The organism is Kribbella sp. NBC_00662, assembly GCF_041430295.1.
Classification (GTDB): Bacteria; Actinomycetota; Actinomycetes; order Propionibacteriales; family Kribbellaceae; genus Kribbella.
In genome coordinates this window covers 3,131,084-3,154,494 of sequence record NZ_CP109029.1, presented here as the reverse complement: position 1 = coordinate 3,154,494, position 23,411 = coordinate 3,131,084, and the positions used below count along the sequence as shown (strand labels likewise).

Sequence of the window (23,411 nt, the reverse complement as noted above, 5' to 3'; positions counted from 1 at the left end):
GTGGACTAGTGGTCGGACTGCCGCGCCTCGACCGCGGGCGCTGGTACGTCGCCCGCATGCGTGTCGCCGGCTGCGAACGCGACCTCGTCGAACGGGTCCTCACCCGCGAACACCTGCCGCGCCTGTTCCTTGTCGAACTCGCCGACCCAGTGACCGACCAGGACCGTCGCGACCGCGTTGCCGGCGAAATTCGTCAGCGCGCGGGCCTCGGACATGAACCGGTCGATGCCGACGATCAGACCGACGCCGTCGAGCAGTTCGGGCCGGTGCGACTGCAGACCGCCCGCCAGCGTGGCGAGTCCGGCGCCGGTGACACCGGCCGCACCCTTCGAGGCGACGATCATGAACAGCAGCAGCGAGATCTGCTGGCCGAGCGAGAACGGCGTGTCCATCGCCTCGGCGATGAACAGCGACGCCATCGTCAGGTAGATCGCCGTACCGTCCAGGTTGAAGGAGTACCCGGTCGGGACGGTGATGCCGACCACCGACTTGTCGACGCCGAGGTGTTCCATCTTTCCGATCAGTCGGGGCAGGGCGGTCTCCGACGACGAACTGGACACGATCAGCAGGAACTCACGACCGAGGTACCGCAACAGCTGGAAGATCGACAGCCCGGTGACCAGTCGCAGAATGGTGCCTAGGACAACGATCACGAACAGCAGGCAGGTGATGTAGAAGGCCAGCATGATCTTGCCGAGGCTGACCAGCGCATCCCAGCCGGTCGCACCGACGACGGCCGCGATCGCGCCGAACGCACCGATCGGCGCCGTCCACATGATCATCGACAGGATCTTGAACACCAGCCGCTGGATGTGGCCGATGGCGGTCAGGATCGGCTGGCCCTTCGAGCCGAGCGCCTGCAGCGCGAACCCGACGAGCAGCGCCACCAGGACGGTCTGCAGCACCTCACCCTCGGTCAGCGAGGACAGCAGTGACTTCGGGATGATGCCGAGGATGAAGTCCGTCGTAGTCTCGTGTGCCCCGGCCGCCTGCTTCTGGCCGGCCTCGCGGAGCTTGTCGGTCAGGTTGAGGCCGGAGCCCGGCTGGACGATGTTGCCGACCACCAGGCCGATGGCGAGCGCGACCGTCGACATCACCAGGAAGTAGACGAGCGCGAGACCGCCGACCTTGCCGACGCTGGCGGCCTGCCGGACCGAGCCGATGCCGAGTACCAGCGTGCAGAAGATGATCGGGCTGATCAGCATCTTGATCAGGTTCACGAACCCGGTGCCGAGCGGTTTCAGCTCGACCGCGAAGTCCGGGAACAGGAACCCGACACCGATGCCGAGCAGGACGGCGACGATGACGGCGATGTAGAGGAAATGGGTCCGGTCGTTGCGGACCGGAGTCGGGCGGGGTTCGGTCGGGCTCGACATGGTGGGACTCCCTGTATCGGCCTGGCGGAGGAGTAGTTGGGGCGGTTGGGGACTTGGTGAGTAACTGTGACGTGACGCACAGGAGAAGTGCGCATTTCGTTCATATCGTTCGCCGTGCAAACTGTTCGGCATGAAACACCGACCGTGGGAGCTGCGTCGCCAGGTTCTCTGGTTGCAGACCGTCACGGTCACGGTCCTGATCGGGATGGTCTGGATCGTGATGGTCAGCCGGTCCCGGGCGCAGGCCCTACGGGACACGGCGGCCAGCGGTCTGCCCGCGCCGAGCTGGTGGGAGCTGGCCCGGCTCGACCTGCGTTCGATGCTCGGGATCGCGAGCCTGATGCTCGGGGTCGCGATCGCCGGCAACGCGCTAGTCACCTGGCGGGTACGGCGCGCGACGCGCGGGATGGGCACGCAGTCGCTGGCGCGGATGCTCGACTTCTACGAAGGCGTGCTGCATGCGGCGCGCGAGGGGCTGATCCTGCTGGACCTCGACGGGCGCGTCCAGCTCGCGAACGACGAAGCGCTGCAGCTGCTCGGGCTGCGCTCCGTCGCTCCGGGGACGCCGTTGGAGGAGCTGCATCTCGGCGCCCCGCTGGCCGAACTGCTCGCGACCGGGCGGACGGCGTACGACGAACTGCACCTCGGCGCGCAAGGGGTTGTCGTCGTGAACCAGCAACCCTCGGGCCGCGGGCGGATCGTCACGCTGCGGGATCACACCGAGTTGCAGCGGTTGCTCGGCGAGCTGGACGCCGTACGCAGTCTGGCGGAATCGCTGCAGGCGCAGAACCATGAGGCGTCGAACCGGCTGCACACCGTGGTCAGCCTGATCGAGATCGGGCGGCCGGACCGGGCGCGGGAGTTCGCGGTGTCGGAGCTGCAGTTCGCGCAGGCGATGACGGATCGGGTCGTCGGTACGGTCGGCGATCCGGTGCTGGCGTCGTTGCTGTTGGCAAAGTTGGCGCAGGCACAGGAACGGGGCGTGGTGCTTTCGCTCGACCTCGGGCAGGAGGCGCTGAACACGCGGCTGCCGGCGCAGGACGTGGTGACGGTCGTCGGAAACCTGCTGGACAACGCGATCGAGGCCGCGCGGGGCGGGCCGGCGCCGCGAAAGGTGGAGTTCCGGGCGGCCGCCTTGGCGGACGCGATCGACCTGATCGTGACGAATACCGGGGCCGAGCTGGGATCGGTGGAGTTGGCGCACATGTTCGAACGTGGATGGACGACGAAGGCCGAGCCCGGGCACGGGTTGGGGCTCGTGCTGGTGCGGAGCACGGTGGAGCGGTGGCAGGGTTCGCTGATGATCGATCCTGATTCCGAGCTCGACGAAGTACCCGCGCTGACCGTGCGGGTGCGGTTACCGCGGGCGGTGGGCGCAAGTGCCTGATCCGCTCCGCGTCCTCGTGGTCGAGGACGATCCCGTCGCCGCGGAGGCCCACCGCACGTACGTCGATCGCCTGCCCGGCTTCGCGTGTGTGGGGATCGCCGGTACGGCCGGGCGCGCGCTCCAGGTGCTCGCGCGCGGCGACGTCGACTTGGTGTTGCTCGATATGCATCTGCCCGACGGGCACGGTCTCGACGTGGTCCGCCGGATGCGTGCCCTGGGCAACCAAACTGATGTCGTCGCCGTCACCTCCGCTCGGGAGGTCGCCGCCGTCCAGGCCGCGGCGCGGATCGGCGTCGTCCAGTACGTGCTGAAACCCTTCGCCTTCGAGACATTGCGGGACCGGCTGTCGGCGTACGCCCGCCGACGCCGCGCCGCCGAATCCGGCCAGGTCGTGGCCGACCAGGACGAGGTCGACCGCCTGTTGCACCCAGCAACAGTCTCCTCGGTCCCCAAAGGCCTGGCCGGCTCCGTCCTGGACCGGGTGGTGCAGCTGTTGGGCAACCGCGAAGGCTGGACCGCCGAGGAGGTCGCCACCTCCCTCGGCACCTCCCGCATAACCGCCCGCCGCTACCTGGAACACCTGGCCGACCAAGGCCAAGCCCTACGCACCCAACGCTACGACGGCCGCAGCGGCCGCCCCAAGGTCGAATACTCCTGGGTATCCGAAAGCTAGGAACTACCTTCGTACTGCGGCTCGCGGCTTCAGAGCCTCGCGAACGTCGACGGCGTGCTCACGGCTCGACCACGCGCTCGACCTTTGCAGGTACGGCGACGGTCACACGCCGCCCAGCGTCGTACCAACCGACCACCGTCAAGGCTGACGCGCCCGGGGCGCCGACATGACCCCGCCCGGCCCGCTCGCGGCGCTAGCCCGACCTGCATCGACTCACTCGCCGCACCAACCGGTCCGCGGCAGCGCGCGCAGAAGCCGCGGGTTGCGGGGTGATGCCTAGAGACGACTGGTAGACCGTGCCGTCAGGCGCGGACGAGGGTGGCCCAGAGGTGGGGCTGGAGGGCCTGACCCTCGGCGGCCATGTCGTACGCCCAGAGCAGTTCGCCGTTGACCAGTCCGTACAGACGGTGCCCGGCAGTGACCTCTTTCGCGGTCACGGTGCGCGCCACGACGTCCGTCTGCAGCTCGATCTTGGCGCCGTCGATCTCGCCGTACCAGATCTCGGCGATACCGGTCGGATGCGCCAGGATCACCTCGACCTTGTTGTCCGGCTGCGGCCGCCAGAATCCGGTCTCGACCGCGAGCGGGCGCTCCTTGGTGCCGTCCTCGCCGACGACGAACGTCTGGCTGACGTAGTGCAGGTACGGCTTCCCGTTGTGGCTGAAGTCGATCTGCTGCCCGAACTCGAACTTCTCGATCGTCGGGTAGTCCCCGTGCCCGCGCCCTTCCCACCGCCCGAGCAACCACGCCAGCGGCATCAGGTCCGGATGCAGATCCTGCGGAATCTCGAACGCCATCAAATCCCTCAGCCCGCGTTGCGGCCGCGATACAGCCGATAGACGACAAACGCCGAGAACCAGCCCATGAACACACAGACCAGAATCAGCAACGAGGTGAAGACAACATGCAACACGCCCACCACTCTAAAGGATCAACCCCCACCCCCAACCCACCCCCAACGTGACCTCCCGCACCCACCACCTCCCACCGGGTCCGGATGGCCCGAACGGGACGCAGATTGCTCCACCGAGCTCGTCTCGGTCGGGCGGGCTCGGTCGGGCTCGAGTTGGGCGGGCCGGGCTCGGTCCCGCCGGGCTGAAGTCAGGCCCCGGCTCGCGTCGGGCGGCTCGGCTCGGGCCAGCCAGACTCGGCGGTCCAGCTCGGGTCGGGTCGGGTCGGGTCGGGTCGGGCGGGTTCGGGCGCGGCGGGGATGTCGCGGTCGTGGGCAGCCGGGTGGGTGGGTGGGTTCGGCTAGCGTGGCGGGATGTCTCGCTCGTTGGTGATCAAGCTGACCGCAGGTGCCGAAGAGGCCGAACGTGCCAACCAAGCCTTCACCGTCGCCGCGTCAGCCGTCGCGGCCGGTGCCACGGTCTCCCTCTGGCTGACCGGCGAGGCGGTCTGGTTCGCCGTACCCGGTCGCGCGGAGGCCTTCGAACTCCCCCATGCCGCCCCGCTCACCGACCTGCTCACCGCAGTACTAGAAGGCGGTCGACTAACCGTCTGCACCCAATGCGCCAAACGCCGCAACCTCACCGAACCCGACCTCCGCCCCGGCACCCGCATAGCCGGCGCCCCCACCTTCACCGAAGAAATCCTCACCGAGAACACCCAGGCGATCGTCTACTAACCACCCCAGCACCCCGGTGGTCTGCCGCAAGCCCGCGGCTCCACATGGGCACGGTCTGCAGGACGCGGCTCGGTGAAACGCGACCGTCCCGGCGACTGATGGTCTGGGAGCCTGTCAGACGTTGCCGGGTGCAGCAGCAGTCCCCGGCGACTGATGGTCTGGGGAGTGCCTCTCAGACGTTGATGGATGGAGGAGCGGTCCCGGCGACTGATGGTGTCGGGCGTGCTTGCCCTACGTTGTTCGGTGGAACGCAGCGGTCCCCCGCCGGGTGGTTGGTGGCGGGGGACCGTTGGGTTGGGGGTGGGGATGGGGTTAGCGTTCGCGGCCGCCGTCGTTGCGGCCTCGGTCGTTGCGGGTGCGGTCTTGGTCTCTTTGCTGGGAAGGTGTGCCGGGGCGTTCGCTGGTGGCTACGCCGCCGCCTTCGCGGCTGGTTGCGCCTGCGGCGGGGGCGTGGCCCTGCTGGGTGCGGGTGAGCGTGTCACGTTCGCCCGCTGAGATCTCGCCGCCTGGCTGGTTCGGGCCGCTCTGGGCTCGCTGTGCATCTAGAAGCGGTTCCTCGGCGGGGCGCCACTGGCTCTGGGCCTCGCTGGTCTGGCCGCCCTGGCTCTGGCCTTGCTCATCGGAACCGAGCGCGGCGCTTTGGTCGACGCCCGACTGTGCTGCGTTGCCGACTTGCTGCGCGTTGAGCTGGGCGGCCGGGTTCGGGCTTTGCTGGCTCTGCCCTTGCTCCGGCGCCTGCACCTGCTGGCCTTGCTCGGCCGCCTGTACCGGTTGCGGCTCCGGCGCGGCAACCTCTTGCTCCTGCCCGGACAACTGCTGGCCCTGCCCGGTCGACTGCTGATCTTCCGTCAGGTCGGTCTGCTGCTGGCTGTCGTCACCGATCGTCGAACTGCGGATCACGCCGTCATCGTCCAGGACCTGGCTCTGGTCGAGGTTGTCCTGCTGTACGTCGACACCGGGCTGCTCGGTCACGTCAGGGTTCAGCTGGTCCTGCTGCTGATTCTCAGCACCGATCGTCGAATTGCGCAGTACACCGTCCTCGTCCAAGACCGGGCTCTGCTCGAGATTGTCCTGCTGTACATCGACACCGGGCTGCTCGGCCACGTCAGGGTTCAGCTGGTCCTGCTGCTGATTCTCGGCACCGATCGTCGAATTGCGCAGTACACCGTCCTGGTCCAAGACCTGGCTCTGCTCGAGATTGTCCTGCTGTACGTCGACGCCGGGCTGCTCGGCGACGTCGGTCTCGGACTGTTGCTGGTTGTCGGACTGGGCTGCTGGGTCCTGCTGTTGGCCGTCGGGGTCGAGGTCCTGTTGTTCCTGCTGTTGCAGGTCGTCGTGGTTCAGTTCGTCGTCGAGGGCCTCGGCGGCCTCGGCTGCGCCGACGGCGGCCGGCGCGGCGTCTGCGGCATCGAGGCCGTCGCCGCGCTCCTGGTTGCGTCGACGATCCTCCTCCTGCTGCTTCCGCCGCTCCTCGTCCGTCCGGGCCTGCTCGTCCTGACGCTGCTGGACCTCGTCAGCGACCTCGTCGGCCTCGGCGTTCTGCGCGTCGATCTCGTCCTGCTGCTCAACCGTGTCGGGGATGTGGTCCCCATCGCCGTCGACGCGGTGCTGATAGCCGTCGTCGATGCCGTCGCGGTTGCGGTCCTGGTTCAGCTCGGCGTCCTGCTGGTTGAGCCGTTGCTGGGCGGCATCGGCCTCCGCCTGCAACTGCACGCGCTGCTGCTCGAGGCCGCGGTTGCCCGCCTCCAGCTCCTCGGCCTGCCGGACCGCGTCGGCCGTGCGCTCGAGGTCCCGGGTGCGATCACGGGGGTCCTGGCCCTGGGTCGCGTCGTGGTGATCGCGGTCCCAGCCCCGCCACCTGAGGCCTTCCTCGACCACGGCACGCGTCCCTTGCCGGCGGCCCCAGTTGTCCCTGACCGCGCCGGTCATGCGCTTCCACTGGGCCCAGAGCTCGCGGCCCTTGGCGAACAGGATCTGGAGGTAGTGTTCGGCGCTTTCTTCCTCAGCCATCAGGCCACCTCGCTGGCATAGACGGAGTATCCGAAGCCGGCGGCAGTGTCCTCCGGGCCCGGCTGAGACGCATAAAGGTGGATCTCGGCTCCCGGGCGCAGCCAGACGGCCAGATGACGGCGACGACCGCGCCACTCCGGCGGAACCCGCAGATCGCTCCCCGGCCCGACGAAGACCGGCGGCCCCCAGTACCGGCGGGCGAGCTCGAGCTGGCCGGGCCAGTGGTCGTCCAGACCCTCCTCGACCAGCGGCAGCTCACCCGAGGCGATGTCGTACGCCGACCAGCCGCTGCGCGGGCTCTCCGGCAGCACGGCATCCGGCAGCACGAGCATCACCGTCTCGCGCTGGGTCACCAGGCCCCACGTGTACCGATCGGGGTCGATGTTGCCCGGCGCCCATGGACGCCATCCGGTGGCGGCGGTAACGCGGTTCACCAGTGCACGGATCGCGTCCATGCCGGTGTCCGGCGGACCCCAGACCGCTCGCCAGTCCGCGACCTCGGCCAGATCCGCCATAGCACGCTCGTCTTCCTCGGACGACCGCTCCTGCGTCTTCACTCCGCCTCACTCCTTTCGCCCCAGTCCGCCAAGAGAGATCAGTCCGCCCAGAAATCAGTCCAGCCAGCGATCAGTTCGCTCAGAGTATGCCCCGATCGGTATCACCATCCGGCCTCCGGACGCGGACCTGTGGATAACTCTTCCGACCGCAACTCGTTCGCGACCAGTAATACGCCGTTCGCGAGCAGTAACCGGTGTACGCCGTACAGACGTCCCCGGCGGGGTTGTAGTGGAAACATGAAGCTGCCGACGCCGCCGACCGAGAAGTCGTTCCCGTCGTCCCTGCACCACCCGCGGGTGGCAACGGTCATCGGCCGTTGGCTGGGCGTCGCGGTCGTGATCTGCTTCCTGACCGGGCTGTTCAGCCACTTCCAGCAAGACACCCCGAGCTGGCTGCACATCCCGGCCCGTCCGGCCACGCTGTACCGGGTGACACAGGGCCTGCACGTACTGAGCGGGACCGTCGCCGTCCCGTTGCTGCTGGCAAAGTTGTGGACGGTCTACCCGAAGCTGTTCGCGAAGCTCCCGTGGCCGCCCAGCCGCAAGGCCGTCGAGACGATGCTCGAGCGGGCGTCGATCCTCGTCCTGGTGTCGGCCATGGCGCTCGAACTCTTCACCGGGTTCCTCAACACCCTGCAGTGGTACCCATGGCCGTTTCCTTTCCGGCAAACGCACTACGCCCTCGCCTGGATCATCATCGGCGCGCTCCTGGTCCACATCGCCGTCAAGCTCCCCCTGATCCGCGCCAACTGGCGACGCGTCGCCGAGCTGATCCCAAACTCCTTGCCCCCAGCAATCTCCGGCCTCACCCGCCGCGGCCTGTTCCGAACAGTCGCCGGCGCCGCCGCGGTGGTAGGCATCACCTCGGTCGGCCAGTCAGTGCCTGCGCTCGGCCCGGTCGCCGTACTCGCGCCACGCAAGCCGAACGTCGGCCCTCAAGGACTCCCGGTCAACCGTACGGCGGAAGCGGCCGGCGTGACCGGCATCGGGCCGGACTGGCGGTTCACCGTCGTCGGACCGCGATCGCTCGCACTCAGCCTCGACGAACTGCAGCAGCTCCCGCAGAGCCGGTCGGCGTTGCCGATCGCATGTGTCGAGGGCTGGAGCCAAGGCGGCCGATGGGAGGGCGTGCGGATCCGCGACCTGCTCGAGCTGTGCGGCGCGCCGGCGCACTCGCGGGTGCGGGTGGTGTCGATGGAGAAGGGCGGGTTCTACGCGACCAGTGAGCTCCCGGAGCAGTTCGCTGCTGATCCGCTGACGCTGCTCGCGCTGCGGCTGAACGGCAGTGAACTCGCGCTGGACCACGGATTCCCGGCGCGGATCATCGCGCCCAACCGGCCCGGAGTACTCCAAACCAAGTGGGTCCATCGGCTGGAGGTCATCGCGTGAAGGCACGAATCGGGCTCGCAACGGTCGGCGTGATGACGGGTCTCTGGGGTCTCTGGAAGTTGGTCACCACTGTCGACGTGCGGGGACTGGTGCGCTTGCCGCTGTGGTTGGGCGGGGCAGTGCTCGCGGACGACTTCTTCCTGGTCCCGCTGACAATCGGCGTCGGCTGGCTGGTCACGCGATGGGCGAGCAGGCCCGACGGCCATCGGACAGTCGGCGCGATCAGGACGACGTTCTTGTACGTCGGCATCACCAGCCTGATCGCCCTGCCGCTGCTCCTGCGCCAAGGCAAAGGCGCGAACCCGACGATCCTGCCCCGCGACTACCTCCGTGACTGGTTATTGCTGGAGGCAACGATCATCGCGGCCGGGATCGCCGGCTACCTCATCGCTTCACGTTCAGCAGGGAACGCGCTTCGTCCGGGGACATCGGCGGTCGTTGGGCGAGCGTGGCGAGGGTTGCGGCGCGTTCGACGAGCTCCGCGTTGTGAGTGACCGGCTGACCCTTCGCGAGCGTGAGCGTGTCCTCCATACCGACGCGCAGGTTGCCGCCCTTCGACAAAGCGGCCAGCGCGACGGTCAGCGCCGTACGGCCGATGCCCGTTGCGGACCATGACGTGACAGCATCCGGCAGCGCGTTGACAGCCGCAACCAGCGCGTCCGCCGTACCGGGCATGCCGCCGGGGACGCCCATGACCAGATCGCAGTGCACGCGTCCGCCGTACGGCAGGCCGTACTTGCCGAGCAGCCGGTGCAGCGCCGCGACATGCCCCAGGTCGAACAGCTCGAACTCCGGCACGACCTCGCGCTCCTGGGTGAGCTGGTAGAGCTGGGTCACGAACGGCCACGGGTTCATGAAGACGTCGTCGCCGAAGTTGACCGTCCCCATCGTCAGCGAGCACGAGTCCGGTACGGCGTCGAGCACCCGCAGCCTGTGGTCGTACGGATCGGTGACCGCGCCGCCGGTGGAGAGCTGCACGATCAGCGCGGTGTTCTCCCGGACCGCGGCGACGGTCTCGGTCAGCCGGCCCAGATCCAGGGTCGGCTTGTGCTCCCCGTCGCGGATGTGGATATGGATCATCGCCGCCCCCGCGGCCTCGCACCGCTTCGCGGTCCCGACCAGCTCGTCGAGCGTGGTCGGCAACGCCGGGCAGTCCGCCTTCGCGGTCTCGGCACCGGTCGGGGCAACAGTGATCAGAGTCGACGCCATGGACGAATCCTGCCAGATCGCGATCGATAACGGATATTTGCCGGTCGACGGCTCCGATCACCGGACGATCTCCGGCGGGAGAGGATGGCCTCATGAGAGCCGTAGTACAAAGAGTCAGTCGGGCATCGGTCACCGTGGACGGTGAGGTGGTCGGGGCGATCGACGAGCCCGGGCTGGTCATCCTCGTCGGAGTCACCCACGACGACACCGCCGAGAAGGCGGCCGCGCTCGCCGCGAAGATCTGGACCCTGCGCATCCTCCACGACGAACGCTCCGCCGCCGACGAACACGCCCCGATCCTCGCGATCAGCCAGTTCACTCTGTACGCCGACACCCGCAAGGGCCGCCGCCCGTCGTGGAACAACGCCGCCCCGGGCCCGGTCTCGGAACCGCTCTACAACAGCTTCTGCGAGTCGCTCGAAGCCCTCGGCGCCAAGGTCGAACGCGGCCGCTTCGGAGCGCACATGGACGTATCCCTGACCAACGACGGCCCGGTGACGCTCATCTTGGACGCATGACAGAACCGGCCCCCGGATCCGTGCGGGATCCGGGGGCCGGTGTGCTCTGCGTCGGTGAGGTTCGACTCAGATGGCGTGTGCTGAGATCAGCTGACGACGCCCGCGGCCGAGTGGCCGACGATGACCTTGGTGTTCAGGCTGTACACGTCGATCACCAGCGCGTCCACCGCGATGTAGCGCTTCTGGCGCAGGACCTGGTTGAACGTCAGACGGGCAACACCCGGGATGTTCAGGGTCTTGTTCTCGCCCGTCGGCACCGCGTAGGTCTTGCCGCCGACCTTGATCGAGGCGATGGTCGAGGACGAGCTGACGCCGCCCTTGCCGTCCTTGGTCTTCCACGCCGAGGCGGAGGACTCGATCGCGCCGATGGACAGGTTGCCCACCTTCACGCCCGCGACGTGCGAGGTGAAGTTGATGTAGGACTTGTTCGCACCGATGGCGCCGTTCTTGGTGGTGTAGACACCGCCGACGTAGGCGACCTTCGGGATGTTGAGCTCGCCGACCGAAACCCGGACCGTCTTGCCCTCAGTGCCCTGGCAGGTGGTCTGAAGCGACGTCGGGCTGGAGACGACCAGCTTGTCGACGTTGGCCTGGGTGCCGTAGGCCGAACCGATCACCAGTGCGGTGGCCGGCTTGGAGATCTCCGCGCGGGTCTTCAGCACCGCGACGTCGACGCCCTGCGGGATGTACTGGTTCTTCACCGTCGCGTGCAGCACGACCGCCTGCGCGTACGAGTAGATACCGGAAGCGGTCTTCACGCCGCCGACCCGGTTCAGCACGATGTAACCGAGACCCGGAACCGCGATCTTGGTGTTCCACTTCGGCTTGAGCAGCGACGGCACCGAGATCGCGCCGATCTTCACGCCCGCGAAGGTCGTGTCACCGGTGTACGACAGCTGGCCCTTCGAGTACTTCGCCGTCGTCGTGGTCTTCACGCCGGTCAGCGTGAGCAGGTTGCCGACGCGGATGTCGGCAGCCGTCGCGGTGCTGGTGACGCCCGTCCCGCTCTTGTTGTTGAACGCGTGCGTGTCGGTCTTCACCGAGCGTGCGATCGCCTGGTTGTTCACATTCGCCGTGGCGAGGTCGTTCTTGTCAGCCTTGGTGGCGTCAGTGGTGCAACCAAACTTGCTGATGACCTGCGGACCGCTGTTCGCCAGGCCGGATTCGACGTCGGTGCCGTACGAGTAACCGCTGTATCCGAAAACCGGCGAGGCGGACGCCGAACCCGAGGTCAGCGCGATCGTAGAAGCCACGCCGACGACCGCCGCAACTCCGACGGCAGCGAGCTTCTTGTATCCGATGCGGGGTCGCATTGACCCCTCCTCCCTGAGTGATGACGTGACCCGAAGTGCGGGTCAGGACACAGACACAACTCAGCCGATTGCGGTAGGTGACGAGCCGACCCCGCTCCGAGACCAAACCGTTACATTGCCGCTCGGTCCACGAGATTTCCGCTCGTTGCCCGTAACCCCAATGCGATGACGTCAGAATCCCTGCCGGGTAAGCGATTCTGCGCCACCCCGGGCATGCCGAAGGGCCCGGACGCGCAAGGTCCGGGCCCTTCGTGCTTACTTCAGGGTGGGCCACCGATGGGTGGTGGTGGCACCTTGTGTAACGACCGACTGCTCAGACGGTGACGGCCACTTCCGCGACCTCGCCGTACTGCGCGACCACCTGGCGGTCGACCGGGTCGGCCTTCGGTGCCAGCGTCCGCAGCGTCCAGCTGCCCGGCGCCGCGAAGAACCGGAAGTGGCCGGTGGCCGACGTCGGCACCTCGGCGGTGAACTCACCGGTGGAGTCCAGCAGCCGCACGTACGCGCCGCCGACCGGCTCCTCGCCGCGCAGCACCTGGCCCTGGATCACGGCTTCCTTGTCGACGTCGACACCCTTGAGGTCGAGGCCGCCCTTCGTTGCTCCGCACATGTGTCAGGCCTTTCCGGGTTCGTCGCCGAGGGCAACGGGTACGCCGACCAGCGAGCCCCACTCGGTCCAGGAACCGTCGTAGTTCTTCACGTTCTCCTGGCCGAGGATCTCGTGCAGCACGAACCAGGTGTGCGCCGAGCGCTCACCGATCCGGCAGTACGCGATGGTGTCCTTGCCGAAGTCGACGCCGGCGTCGGCGTACAGCTGCTTCAGCTCGTCGTCGGCGCGGAACGTGCCGTCGTCGTTGGCCGCCTTGCTCCACGGGATGTTCGCCGCGGTCGGGATGTGACCCGCGCGCTGCGCCTGCTCCTGCGGGAGGTGGGCCGGGGCGAGCAGCCGGCCGGCGTACTCGTCGGGGCTCCGCACGTCCACCAGGTTCTTCACGCCGATGGCCTCGTTGACCTCGTCGCGGAACGCGCGGATGTCCAGGTTCGGCGCCTTCGCGGTGTACTCGGTCGCGTCCCGCTTGACGACCTCGTCGGTCAGCTCGCGGCTGTCCAGCTCCCAGCGCTTGCGGCCGCCGTCGAGCAGGCGGACGTCACCGTGACCGTAGAGCTTGAAGTACCAGTACGCGTACGCCGCGAACCAGTTGTTGTTGCCGCCGTACAGCACGACCGTGTCGTCGTTCTTCACGCCGCGCTCGGACAGCAGCGCGCTGAACTGCTCCTGGTTGACGAAGTCGCGACGGACCGCGTCCTGCAGGTCGTCCTTCCAGTCCAGCTTGATCGCGCCGGCGATGTGGCCGGCGTCGTACGCCGAGACGTCTTCGTCGACCTCGATCAGGACGACACCGGCGTCGTTCTTGTGCTCCTCGACCCAGTCGGCCGAGACGAGCGCGGATTCCCTGCTCATGTGTGCTGCCTCTCAGTTGGTAGCGGTGGTTGGCGTACGAATGCGGTGGATCAGCAGATAGGCCTCGCAGCCGAGGCAGAGCCCGACGGCCGCGTTCACGAACGCGGCGACCAGGGCGAATCCGGTGGCGACCACGCCCAGCACGGTGACGCCGGTCAGGTACCCGATCAGACCGGCGACCGCGAAGACGAGGCCGACCAGCTGGGCGAACCGCGGCGGGGCCGCGTCCTCCAGTTCCTTGGGCGGACCGATCCGGGGCCGGATCAGCCGCTTGAACAGTTGCCCGTACGGCGAGGCCTGCACGCCGAACGCGACCGAGATCGCGAACACCACGGCCTGCACAGCCAGCGGCCACGGGTTGTTCAGTACGAGCGTCAACGCCAGGACGACCGTGGTCACCCCGGCCGCGAACCGGAGTCCGCGAGGATCAACCTTCTGTGCCGCCGATGATTCGGACATGACGACTCCTGCGAGGAGGAGGGCTGTCGAGCCGGACCCGCCCGGGTGTGCGGGGAGGCGACGTACGCGGAACCGTGCTCAGCGACCGGTTCCGCAGCGCTCGGGACGCCGCCTGGTCAGCGGCGTCGACACAGCGATGAGCGCACCCGGCAGTTGTCCACTGCCCTGCGCTTCGTCAGCCATGTCGTGTAAACCACGGGTCGAGCGTACGGAACCCGGCCGGGCCTGCCGACCGTGGTCCCATTACTTGAGACAACTGATCACATGGTGGTATCAGACGCGAACCACGTTGGTCGCCGCTACCTTGTCGTGCAGCGCCTGCTTCTTGTCGTCCCAGAGCGGCCAGAGGTAGTTGATCAGCGCGATGAAGCCGGCCAGGGTGCCGATCAGCGGGATCAGGCCGAGCACGCTGAGCGCCATCTCGAAGCCGTACCGCTTGGCGACCGCCGCGCCGGGCGGGAGTCCGGGCGTGTCCCGCAGCCGGACCGCGATCCCGAGTGCCATCTTGCCCGGGGTGGCGCCCTTCTTGGTCAGGAACAGGTACTCGTAGACGAACGACACCAGGAGACCGATCAGAACCGCCGGGATCATCCACTTGTAGACCTCGGGCGGCAGTGAGGTCGTGGTCGTCGGGGTGCCGGCCTCGGCCTGGTCCAGCGTGGTCTTGAAGTAGTCCCAGAGGACCTGCGAGTACTGGTAGTAGAAGTAGCCGGTCAGCGGCAGTCCGATGATGCCGACGATGATCGAGTCGATGATCCGCGCGAACACGCGGCGCCACCAGCCCGAGAGCAGCTGACCGTCCGGAGTGGTGTGCGGACGCTTGCCCGGGTAGCCGTAGCCCTGCTGCTGCGGATGGGGGCCTTGCGGGCCGTACTGGCCGTACTGCGGCTGCTGGCCGTACTGCGGCTGTTGTGGTCCGGCGTACTGCCCGTACTGCGGCTGTTGGGGCTGCTGCGGCTGTTGTGGTCCGGCGTACTGCCCGTACTGCGGCTGTTGGGGCTGCTGCGGCTGTTGTGGTCCGGCGTACTGCCCGTACTGCGGCTGTTGGGGCTGCTGCGGCGGGGCGTACTGGCCGTACTGCGGTTGCACCGGACGGGCCGGCTCGGTCGGGGGAGCGCCGCCGCCGAAGACCTGACCGTGCTGAGCGGCGCCGTACTGGCCTTGGTACGGCGGTGGGCCCTGCTGCGCGCGGCGCTGATCCGTCCAGGTGTTGCCGTCCCAGTACCGCTGCTGGGTCGGGTCCGCGGGGTCGTCGTACCAACCGGCTGGAGAGCTCACCTGGAGAGTCTTGCTTACGCGCAGGTGCATGCGCCATTCGGTGGCAAGTACCGGACGGTCGTCAGCTCGCCTGGCGGTCGATCGCGGTCGCCAGCGCGGCGATCACGTCGGGCTTGCGTGGTGCTCCGCTGGCGCGCTTCACCACGGCTCCGGTGCTGTCCAGCACCAGCGTGGTCGGCGTACGCAGGATGTCGAGCCGGCGGACAAGCTCCAGGTGGGACTCCGCGTCCAGCTCGACATGCCGCACTCCGTCGACCATGCCTTCGACCTCGGCCAGCGTCCGCCGGGTCGCCCGGCAGGGCGCACAGAACGCCGACGAGAACTGCAGCAGCGTCGCCCGCTCCCCCAGGTCCTCGCCGAGCTCGGCGGCAGTCACCCGCTCCACGTCGTCCTCGCTCTTCCCACGGAACCGCCCGTCAACCCAGGCCTTGAGCGCACTGAGCACCACGCCGGCAGCCACAGCCCCGACGAGCACCCACACACCAAGACTCACAGTTATCCACGGTACGACCCCTCATCCACCTTTCAACCACCTGTTTCACCCCTTGAGAACCGCCCACAGGTCCACAGCCGGCTGGTGCCGGGAGCGCCCGGTCGGCCAGGGAAGCGTCTCGTCACCGTCGCCCGGGTACCGCGGCACCACGTGGATGTGCAGGTGGTCGAGGCTGCGGCCCGAGCCCGGCCCGCTGGCATTCAGCAGGCAGACACCAGTTGCGCCGAGGCCGGCCATCATCCGCTGAGCCAGGCGCTGCGCCAGGTCCATGACCTGGGCTAGGTCGGCAGGCTGGGCGTCCAGCACGCCTTCGGTGGTGTGACGGCGCGGGACGACCAGCGTGTGGCCCGGGGCGATCTCGTCGCCGGGGAGGGGGAAGAACGCGACCGCGGCGTCCTCTTTTACGAGCAGGTCGGGTGAGTCGGTGGTGATGAGGTCGCAGAACACGCAGGCGTTCATGCGGTGATTCTGTCTTAATTGGCGTGTGGACATTGGGTTGGTGGTGCGGTCCGGGGTGGTGCTTCCTGAGGGTGAGCTGGCGTGGCGGTTCTCGCGGTCGAGTGGGCCGGGTGGGCAGTCGGTGAACACCACGGACAGCCGGGTCGAGCTGAGTTTCGACGTGGCGGGTACGACGGCGCTGAGCGACGCACTGAAGGCCCGAGCTCTCGAGCGGCTGCAGTCGCGGCTGGTCGACGGGGTCGTGACGATCGCGGCCTCGGAGTACAAGTCGCAGTGGCGCAACCGGGAGGCCGCCCGCGAGCGGCTGGTCGCGCTGATGCGGGAGGCGATCGCCCCGCCGCCCCGGAAGCGGCGCCCCACCAAGCCATCGAAAGCGTCGGTACGACGGCGTTTGGACGACAAGAAGCGGCGCGGCCAGACCAAGCGCCTGCGCGGTCGCCCGGACGACTGAGGCGGACCTTTCGCTGGTTACGCTTCCGGCGTGCAGGAAACGGGGAGCGGGGGGTCGGAACAAGAGGAGCCGGAAGAGCTCCCGGAGTTCCAGGATCTGAAGGTGCGTGGCCGGTCGGTCCGCACCTGGTCGATCAGCGCTGCCGTCGTACTGCTGGCGATCTCCGCGGCCTTCGGCGGTCTGAAGAAGGCGGGCGCGGAGACCCCGCACGTAGACGCGGGCACCGCGATCGACGCCGGCCAGTTCGAGGTGACGATCCAGCGCGTCGTCACCGTGAAGGACCTGAAGCCGCTGTTCACCCCGGACGACGGCGGTGCGCTGATCGCGGTCGTGACCAAGCTGAAGGTCACCGACGACACCGGTACGACGCCACCGTCCGACCTGATCCGGCTGATCGGCGTACCGGGAGTGAAGGACACCGATCCGCCGCTCGGCACCACCAACATCCGTGACGAGACCATGAACCCGGTCCTCACGCCGGACGCCGCCGAGGACGTCGCGTACGTCTGGAAGTTGCCGAAGGCCACTGAGCTCCCGACGCAGGTCGATCTGACCGTGCAGGGCTACGAGCACGAGGACGAGTCGATCCTCGACCACCACGAGAAGTGGCTGCCGGACAAGGTGGTTGCCGGCAGCACGGTCAAGGTGACGAAGAAGTGAACGGGCGGAAGGTCCTGAACGTCGGCCTCACGCTCGCCGTGCTGGTCGCGATCGTCGGCCTGTACCGCGTCACGCCGACGCAGAAGGACATCCAGGACCCCACTCCGGTGCAGGGCATCGTCGGCCGCACGGTCAAGACGCCGCGGTTCGACCTGACCGTGAACGACGTACGCGTCGGCAAGAAGCTCCGCATCCCGCACTCGACGCCGGACCGGGACTCGCTGACCGACTTCGTGGTGATCGACGCGACCGTCACCGCCACCCGCGAACCGATCCACGTCTCCAACGTCCGGATCAAGTCGTCCGACGGCGTCACGTACCTCGGCGCCAACCGCAACGGTCTCGACCAGGTCGACCTGACCGGCAGCGAGCTCTCGCCGGACATCCCGGTCCGCGGCTCGTTCGTGGTCGAGATGCCGGCCGACAAGGTGCCGGGGGCAACGTTGTTGGTGATGGAGAAGTCGATCCTGAACGACCTCGAGCCGCAGGTCACCGTGCCGCTCGGCCCCGACGCTGCGAAGGTCCAGGACGTCGTGGCGCTGACCCCAGCGAGCGACACATGAGCGGCGCACGCCGGGCCCGCCGCGGCTGGTTCCGCGCCAACACCGCGGCGCTGGGCACGCTGGTGCTGGCGATCCCGCTCGCCGGTTGGTGGACGACCCGGAGCGACTACAAGTCCTGGTACGACGCTGAGCCCCGCGATCCGGTCGTCGTGTCGGCCGGCGGCACGTCGTACAACGGTGCGATCTGGTACGGCGCCAGCGTCGAGCGGGACCCGCATCCGGTGCGGGCTGGTGATACGGGCCAAGCTGCCCTGCCGGAGGGGACCACTCGGCTCCGGGTGTACTACCGGATCCAGGTCAATCAGCTGTCCGCGCTAGACGGGCTCGGCGGATGCCAGCTGCATCTGCGTGGACCGGACGGCCGCATCTGGGACGACACCGTGGTCGCGGACGACTACCAGGACCGTCCGACGGGCTGCACCGGCGGGTACGACGACAAGCCGGAGAGCTGGCGCGGACCGTTGGCGCAGTACTACCTGAAGCCGGTGGCCGGGAAGCCGTTCGAGACGGTCGCGGTGTTCGTCGTACCCTCCTCCGTCGCTGCGAGCGTGCAGCCGACGATCACGTTTGCTACGAAGCTCCCTCAGTACCTGGCATTCCCGAGGTAGCCGCACTCAGGTCGGTGACGCCATGGTCGCCGGCCGGCTGCTCGTGGACCGCCCTGGTCCGCGGGGTCAGGTAGCCGGCCAGTCCGCCGATCATCCGGTCGTACGCCGCGGCGAGGAGGCTGACCTGCAGCGAGATCTTCAGGCCGTCGGTGAGCAGGTTCAGTGGCTCGTCGATGACCTGCCAGAACTGCAGCGTGTGCGGACCGAGCACCCACAGCTTCAGCACGATCCACACCGCGCTGGCCGCGAACGTGACGACCGCCCAGGCCAGGAAGTACCCCAGCATCGGCCGCAGTCCCGAGCGGGCGACCAGCCGGAACGCATTGGCGACCGGGATCCAGCGGTCCTTCCAGTCGGAGACCACCGAGTTCCCGGCGATGCGGACGAGTCGCGGCGTCTGCTGCCAGCGGTGCGTGATCCGGTCGAACCGCCAGCGTGGTGCGTCGAGCTTCTGCACCACGCGGCCGTAGATGACGGCGGTCATCGTGATCCACATCAGCGGGAGTACTGCGGCGTTCCAAAGGTCGCCGATGCCGGCCGCGATGAATCCGGTGACTGCGTCCCACACCTCGCGGACCTGGTCGACACCGAGCACGTGGTCGAGCACCCAGCTGTACCCGTCGTGCAGCCACCGCCAGACCACGCGCTCTTTCAGCCAGGTCATCGGCGGCGGGATGACCGATGTCGCCTGGTAGACCACCACGAAGATCCACAGCGCCTCGAGGTACGTGACAAACAGCTTGCGGACCGGCCCTTCCTTCTCCTTCTTCCACTTCTTGAACACGAAGCGGAGCAGGTACGCCGTGATGCCGAGGCCGAGGAACAACCAGGTGGACAGCGACTGCAGGCCGTCCGACGGCTGCGGCACCGTACCGCCGGTCAGAACGGTCGCAGCGGTCTCGTTGACCTTGTGGACGGCCAGTTGGTACTCGTAATCGAGCGCCTCGTTCTGCAGGAACTTGTACGCCGCGTAGAACGCCAGGAACGGGAGCAGTGCCGCAGCGAGCGCATCGAGCGGCTTGTGCTCGCTACCGGGCGCCATGCCGTCGGGAGCAAGAGTGCCTTCGGCAACGGCCCGCCTGTGGAAGGGCAGCTCGCCACGCAGTACCAGGAACATGCCGACGTACATCGCGAGCGACACGACGACGAGCAGAGCGAGTACTGCGATGCCGGCGGCCTCCGCCTTGGCGCCTGCCTGCACCGCGACCCACTGCAGACCCCGGTGTGCCAGCTGCGCGACCAGAAACACCGCGAACAGGCGCGGCCAGGCCTTGCCGAACAGGACCCCCGCGCGGCCCACCGTAGTGAGTAGCGTCCCCGACTCCATCGCCACGGCGACGAATCTACCCGTCGGGAAGCTCGCCGTTGTCCGTGGAGTTCGCCCGCCGGCCGGGTCGGGCGCGCGCCGGCCGGGTCGGTCAGCGGTCCGCCGGGTTGGTCAGCCTCCGGCGAAGGGGGGCAGCGCGTCGACCAGAGCGCCCTGCCGCAGCGGCGTGGCCGGGTCGGCGCGCTCGCCGTCCAGCAGGAAGGTGCAGATCGACAGCACCCGCGCCAGCTCCGGCCGGTCGGACGAAACAGCGCTGACCAGGTCGCGGATCGAGCCCGCCTCGGCAGTCGCCGAGGACTCCCCGGCGGCTGAACGCGCGGCAGCGAAGTACCTGATGGTCACTTCCGGCATCTGGTCGGCGCCTCACTAATCGGTTAAGTCTTCGGCTATTATGTCAGCTTGCTGTTATGCCCAGTGTGTCTCAGGCCCCCGGCAACGACGCCGTCGGGGCCTGCCGTGCACGAGGACCGGATCGCATGCTTGAGATCCGATGATCAGCACAAGGAGACGGCGTGAGCACGTTGCTTCTGCTGACGAACGCCCTGCAGGCCTCTACCGAGGTGCTGCCGTCGCTCGCCCTGCTCCCGCACCAGATCCGGATCCTGCCGCCCGAGGTCGCCGCGCTGGTCGACGCCCCGGACGCTGACGCCGTGCTGCTCGACGCCCGCCGCGACCTGGTCGCCGTGCGCAGCGCCTCCCGGCTGATCCGCACGACCGGCATCGACGTACCGCTCATCCTGGTCGTCACCGAGGGCGGTCTGACCGCCGTCAACGCCGACTGGGGCGCGGACGACGTACTGCTCGACACCGCCGGCCCGGCCGAGATCGAGGCGCGGTTGCGACTCGTCATCGGCCGTCTGGCCGCGACCCGCAACGATGAGCCCGAGTCCACGCTGATCCGCAGCGGTGACGTCGTGATCGACGAGGCGTCGTACACGGCGAAGCTCAACGGGCGGGCGCTTGATCTGACCTACAAGGAATTCGAGCTGTTCAAGTTCCTGGCGCAGCACCCGGGCCGTGTGTTCACCCGCGAGCAACTGCTGCAGGAGGTCTGGGGCTACGACTACTTCGGCGGCACCCGGACGGTCGATGTCCACGTACGCCGCCTGCGCGCGAAGCTCGGCCCGGAGCACGAGTCGCTGATCGGCACCGTGCGAAACGTCGGCTACCGCTTCGTCGTACCGCCCAGCACGCGTGAGCCGGCTGAGGCGAAGGCCTGAACTCGACCGCTCAGAACAGGAACTTCAGCAGGGTCACCGCAAGCGCGGCCGCAGTGAACAGCGCCGCCTTCCAGGACCCGATGCCCTGCCGGAATGCCACCACGAACGTCCCGATCGTGATCGGCACCAGCATCACCAGCAAGGTGATCCCGGCGGCGTGAACGCCAACGTGCGACTGGGCGGTCAGCACCAGCCCCACGACGAATGCAAACGTCAACCCGAGCCAGCTGGTGGTCTGGATCGGCCCATCACCGCTGCGATGCCCGCCGTGCGACGAGCGACTGGCCCGTCGATGCGAGGTCGGAGCAACGTGCGCCATCGCTCACCTTCCGTAAAAGCCTGAGTACGCAAGGTATCAAAAGCTTTCGCGGATCGAAAAACCGTCGGGGTCCCGGTGGTCCCGGTGGTCCCGGTGGTCCCGGTGGTCCCGGCGTACCGGCTGGGGTACGCCGGGACCGTGCCCGGTCAGGCGTCCAGGGGTCAGGAGCCGATCGAGATCCGATCGGTGGCGACCGGGGTGTACGGGTCGTGCGCGGTCAGGTAGCTGGCGAACGCGTCGATGTCGAGACCGCCGAACACCTTGTTCGTCGCGGTGGTGAAGGCCGGGAAGCCGTCACCGCCGTCGGAGAGGAAGTTGTTCGTGACGATGCGGTACGACGTACCGTCCACCAGCGGCTGTCCGCCGATCTTGATCGAGCCGGCGACGATCTTCGAGCCCGCCGCGGCCGCCGGGTTCCAGGTGTAGGTGATGCCCGCCACCTGGAGCACCTTGTACTTCGCCGCCTCCGGGCCGTTCACCCCGGAGAACTGCTGCTCGAGCAGCGTCTTGATCTGCGTCCCGGTCATGTCCATCGAGACCAGGAAGTTGTTGAACGGCTGCACGGTGAACGCCTGCCCGAACGTGACCGCACCGCCGGTCGACGCCAGATCCGCACGGATACCGCCCGGGTTCATGAACGCTGCGACCGGCGCCTTCCCGCCGGACACCACCGACGGGTCCGCCAGCTGCGCGTCGGCGATCAGGTTGCCCAGCGGGGATTCGAGCGAGTCGTCCGGAGTCCGCACCACCGACGGCGTGGTGATGTGGCCGATCACCTTGCTCTCGATCGGCGCGACCAGCGTCTTGTACTTCGTGATCAGCTCGGCGGTCTTGCGGTCCTGCACCACGTCCTGGGTGACGATCTGGTTGTTCGCCAGCGTGTTCACCCGGTCGACGTCGCCGGTCGCGTTGTCGATGCTCAGCCGGACGTCGGTCACCAGGCGGCCGAACGACGACGCGCTGGTGACGAGCCGCGGCTTACCGGCCTTGTCCGTCAGGGAGCAGTTGTACGCCGTGTGGGTGTGGCCGGAGATGATCGCGTCGATCTCCGGGTCCAGGCCGGCGTTGATGTCGACGATCGGGCCGGAGATGCCCGGGCAGCTGTTGTACGCCTTCGGGTCGGCCGGGAAACCGCCCTCGTGCAGCAGCACGACGATCGACTTCACGCCCTTCTTCTTCAGCACCGGGACCAGCGCGTTGGCCGTCTCGACCTCGTCCTTGAAGGTCAGGCCGTCGACACCGGACTTGGTGACGATGTTCGGCGTGTTCTCCAGCGTCATGCCGATGAAGCCGACCTTCTGGCCGTCATCGAAGGTCTTGATCGTGTACGGCGCGAACAGGGTCTTCTGGGTGTTGGTGAAGAACACGTTCGCCGAGAGGTACTTGAACTTGGCTCCGGTGAACGGGTGCTTCGGATCCGGGCAGGAGTTTTGGTTGTTCTGCCCGTCGCCGTCCGGCAGGCAGCCGCCGGTCTGCATCCGGAGCAGCTCGTGCCAGCCCTCGTCGAACTCGTGGTTGCCCACCGAAGCAGCCTCGAGGCCCATCCCGTTCAGCGCTTCGATCGTCGGCTCGTCGTGGAACGCGGCCGACAGCAGCGGCGAGGCGCCGATCAGGTCACCGGCAGCAACCGTGACCGAGTCCTGGCCTTTCGCCTTCGCGGCGGCCCGCAGGTCCTTCAGATGCGTCGCGAGGTACGCCGCGCCGCCTGCCGGGATGCCGTTGATGTTGCCGCCGGAACCCGTCGCCGGCTCCAGGTTGCCGTGGAAGTCGTTGATCGCGAGCAGCTGGATCTGGGTGTGCGTCGGCTTCGGCTTCTTCGCCTGCGCGGCGGTCTGCGACTCCTGCGCCGCCTGCGCCGGCGTCGTGCCGGCCGCCTGGCTCACGGATCCCCCCGCGGCCAAGGCGAGCACCGCGGCCGTCCCGGCGGCGAGCAGTCCGACCGCTCGCCGTCCCCCCAGCCGCGCTTTGTCTCGTCCTGTCAGGGCCATGTCAACTCCGTCTGGTCCGTCGTCTCGGTCGCCGCGAGGGCGAAATCCCCCGCAGTGCCGCGAAA

General features: G+C 68.1%; 26 protein-coding genes. 10 read left to right on the top strand and 16 right to left on the bottom strand.

Going from position 1 to position 23,411, the window contains the following annotated elements; translation table 11 throughout:
• Window positions 1-5 precede the first annotated feature (5 nt).
• On the bottom strand, window positions 6-1,376 hold the full coding sequence (locus OHA10_RS16000; protein ID WP_371406996.1) for a cation:dicarboxylate symporter family transporter: 1,371 nt from the start codon (window positions 1,374-1,376) through the stop codon (window positions 6-8).
• 130 nt (window positions 1,377-1,506) lie between these two features.
• Between OHA10_RS16000 and OHA10_RS15995 the strand changes: the two genes are divergently transcribed.
• Entirely contained in the window at window positions 1,507-2,763 is a 1,257-nt protein-coding gene (locus OHA10_RS15995) for a sensor histidine kinase (RefSeq protein ID WP_371406995.1), read from the top strand.
• A complete protein-coding gene (locus OHA10_RS15990; protein ID WP_371406994.1) occupies window positions 2,756-3,436 on the top strand; it encodes a response regulator in 681 nt (226 codons plus the stop codon). The genes OHA10_RS15995 and OHA10_RS15990 overlap by 8 nt, the downstream gene beginning before the upstream one ends.
• A gap of 302 nt (window positions 3,437-3,738) precedes the next feature.
• Here OHA10_RS15990 and OHA10_RS15985 read toward each other — a convergent pair whose 3' ends face one another.
• Window positions 3,739-4,233, bottom strand: a complete 495-nt coding sequence (locus tag OHA10_RS15985; protein ID WP_371406993.1) for an FABP family protein — start codon at window positions 4,231-4,233, stop codon at window positions 3,739-3,741.
• Between the two features lie 467 nt (window positions 4,234-4,700).
• Here OHA10_RS15985 and OHA10_RS15980 point away from each other — a divergent pair, with 467 nt between their 5' ends.
• Complete coding sequence (locus OHA10_RS15980) at window positions 4,701-5,063, top strand: DsrE family protein (protein WP_371406992.1); 363 nt, start codon at window positions 4,701-4,703, stop codon at window positions 5,061-5,063.
• A gap of 312 nt (window positions 5,064-5,375) precedes the next feature.
• Here OHA10_RS15980 and OHA10_RS15975 read toward each other — a convergent pair whose 3' ends face one another.
• The gene (locus tag OHA10_RS15975) at window positions 5,376-7,073 is read right to left on the bottom strand and encodes a hypothetical protein (RefSeq protein WP_371406991.1); all 1,698 of its coding nucleotides are present in this window, start codon (window positions 7,071-7,073) and stop codon (window positions 5,376-5,378) included.
• Window positions 7,073-7,630, bottom strand: a complete 558-nt coding sequence (locus OHA10_RS15970) for a hypothetical protein (protein WP_371406990.1) — start codon at window positions 7,628-7,630, stop codon at window positions 7,073-7,075. Before OHA10_RS15970 ends, OHA10_RS15975 begins: the two co-directional genes overlap by 1 nt.
• A 237-nt stretch (window positions 7,631-7,867) precedes the next feature.
• Between OHA10_RS15970 and OHA10_RS15965 the strand changes: the two genes are divergently transcribed.
• Window positions 7,868-9,019, top strand: a complete 1,152-nt coding sequence (locus OHA10_RS15965; protein WP_371406989.1) for a molybdopterin-dependent oxidoreductase — start codon at window positions 7,868-7,870, stop codon at window positions 9,017-9,019.
• 384 nt (window positions 9,020-9,403) lie between these two features.
• Here the strand turns inward: OHA10_RS15965 and OHA10_RS15960 are convergent, their stop codons facing one another.
• On the bottom strand, window positions 9,404-10,228 hold the full coding sequence (locus OHA10_RS15960; protein ID WP_371406988.1) for a 3-keto-5-aminohexanoate cleavage protein: 825 nt from the start codon (window positions 10,226-10,228) through the stop codon (window positions 9,404-9,406).
• Between the two features lie 92 nt (window positions 10,229-10,320).
• Here OHA10_RS15960 and dtd point away from each other — a divergent pair, with 92 nt between their 5' ends.
• The gene (dtd, locus tag OHA10_RS15955; protein WP_371406987.1) at window positions 10,321-10,746 is read left to right on the top strand and encodes a D-aminoacyl-tRNA deacylase; all 426 of its coding nucleotides are present in this window, start codon (window positions 10,321-10,323) and stop codon (window positions 10,744-10,746) included.
• An 86-nt stretch (window positions 10,747-10,832) separates the two neighbouring features.
• Here the strand turns inward: dtd and OHA10_RS15950 are convergent, their stop codons facing one another.
• From OHA10_RS15950 to OHA10_RS15920, 7 genes are all read right to left on the bottom strand, one after another.
• Window positions 10,833-12,059, bottom strand: a complete 1,227-nt coding sequence (locus OHA10_RS15950; protein WP_371406986.1) for a choice-of-anchor P family protein — start codon at window positions 12,057-12,059, stop codon at window positions 10,833-10,835.
• Between the two features lie 313 nt (window positions 12,060-12,372).
• Window positions 12,373-12,669: a DUF1416 domain-containing protein gene (locus OHA10_RS15945; protein ID WP_134105618.1), complete on the bottom strand. Its 297-nt coding sequence runs from the start codon at window positions 12,667-12,669 to the stop codon at window positions 12,373-12,375.
• 3 nt (window positions 12,670-12,672) lie between these two features.
• Complete coding sequence (locus OHA10_RS15940) at window positions 12,673-13,521, bottom strand: sulfurtransferase (protein ID WP_371406985.1); 849 nt, start codon at window positions 13,519-13,521, stop codon at window positions 12,673-12,675.
• Between the two features lie 12 nt (window positions 13,522-13,533).
• The gene (locus OHA10_RS15935) at window positions 13,534-13,980 is read right to left on the bottom strand and encodes a DUF4395 domain-containing protein (protein ID WP_137252493.1); all 447 of its coding nucleotides are present in this window, start codon (window positions 13,978-13,980) and stop codon (window positions 13,534-13,536) included.
• Window positions 13,981-14,253: 273 nt separating this feature from the next.
• Window positions 14,254-15,258 (bottom strand): RDD family protein, encoded by a 1,005-nt coding sequence (locus tag OHA10_RS15930; protein WP_371406984.1) that lies wholly within the window; start codon window positions 15,256-15,258, stop codon window positions 14,254-14,256.
• 61 nt (window positions 15,259-15,319) lie between these two features.
• Window positions 15,320-15,751: a thioredoxin family protein gene (locus tag OHA10_RS15925; RefSeq protein WP_137252491.1), complete on the bottom strand. Its 432-nt coding sequence runs from the start codon at window positions 15,749-15,751 to the stop codon at window positions 15,320-15,322.
• Between the two features lie 45 nt (window positions 15,752-15,796).
• The gene (locus OHA10_RS15920) at window positions 15,797-16,210 is read right to left on the bottom strand and encodes an HIT family protein (RefSeq protein ID WP_371406983.1); all 414 of its coding nucleotides are present in this window, start codon (window positions 16,208-16,210) and stop codon (window positions 15,797-15,799) included.
• A gap of 25 nt (window positions 16,211-16,235) precedes the next feature.
• Between OHA10_RS15920 and arfB the strand changes: the two genes are divergently transcribed.
• Genes arfB through OHA10_RS15900 form a run of 4 tightly spaced genes read left to right on the top strand, consistent with a single transcriptional unit; the run spans window position 16,236 to window position 18,492 of the window.
• The gene (gene arfB, locus OHA10_RS15915; protein ID WP_371406982.1) at window positions 16,236-16,661 is read left to right on the top strand and encodes an alternative ribosome rescue aminoacyl-tRNA hydrolase ArfB; all 426 of its coding nucleotides are present in this window, start codon (window positions 16,236-16,238) and stop codon (window positions 16,659-16,661) included.
• Between the two features lie 30 nt (window positions 16,662-16,691).
• A complete protein-coding gene (locus tag OHA10_RS15910) occupies window positions 16,692-17,321 on the top strand; it encodes a hypothetical protein (protein WP_371406981.1) in 630 nt (209 codons plus the stop codon).
• Window positions 17,318-17,884, top strand: coding sequence for a hypothetical protein (locus tag OHA10_RS15905; RefSeq protein ID WP_371406980.1), 567 nt, complete (start codon window positions 17,318-17,320; stop codon window positions 17,882-17,884). The genes OHA10_RS15910 and OHA10_RS15905 overlap by 4 nt, the downstream gene beginning before the upstream one ends.
• Window positions 17,881-18,492, top strand: a complete 612-nt coding sequence (locus OHA10_RS15900; RefSeq protein ID WP_371406979.1) for a hypothetical protein — start codon at window positions 17,881-17,883, stop codon at window positions 18,490-18,492. The genes OHA10_RS15905 and OHA10_RS15900 overlap by 4 nt, the downstream gene beginning before the upstream one ends.
• Here the strand turns inward: OHA10_RS15900 and OHA10_RS15895 are convergent.
• Window positions 18,455-19,819: a hypothetical protein gene (locus tag OHA10_RS15895; protein ID WP_371407950.1), complete on the bottom strand. Its 1,365-nt coding sequence runs from the start codon at window positions 19,817-19,819 to the stop codon at window positions 18,455-18,457. The two genes, OHA10_RS15900 and OHA10_RS15895, sit on opposite strands and share 38 nt — an antisense overlap.
• A gap of 111 nt (window positions 19,820-19,930) precedes the next feature.
• Window positions 19,931-20,170 carry a MoaD/ThiS family protein gene (locus OHA10_RS15890; RefSeq protein WP_371406978.1) on the bottom strand — a complete coding sequence of 80 codons (240 nt, stop codon included), beginning with the start codon at window positions 20,168-20,170 and terminating at the stop codon, window positions 19,931-19,933.
• A 161-nt stretch (window positions 20,171-20,331) separates the two neighbouring features.
• Here OHA10_RS15890 and OHA10_RS15885 point away from each other — a divergent pair, with 161 nt between their 5' ends.
• Window positions 20,332-21,039 carry a winged helix-turn-helix domain-containing protein gene (locus OHA10_RS15885; RefSeq protein ID WP_371406977.1) on the top strand — a complete coding sequence of 236 codons (708 nt, stop codon included), beginning with the start codon at window positions 20,332-20,334 and terminating at the stop codon, window positions 21,037-21,039.
• 10 nt (window positions 21,040-21,049) lie between these two features.
• Here the strand turns inward: OHA10_RS15885 and OHA10_RS15880 are convergent, their stop codons facing one another.
• Window positions 21,050-21,358, bottom strand: a complete 309-nt coding sequence (locus OHA10_RS15880) for a hypothetical protein (protein WP_371406976.1) — start codon at window positions 21,356-21,358, stop codon at window positions 21,050-21,052.
• A gap of 161 nt (window positions 21,359-21,519) precedes the next feature.
• Complete coding sequence (locus OHA10_RS15875) at window positions 21,520-23,346, bottom strand: bifunctional UDP-sugar hydrolase/5'-nucleotidase (protein WP_371406975.1); 1,827 nt, start codon at window positions 23,344-23,346, stop codon at window positions 21,520-21,522.
• Window positions 23,347-23,411 lie beyond the last annotated feature (65 nt).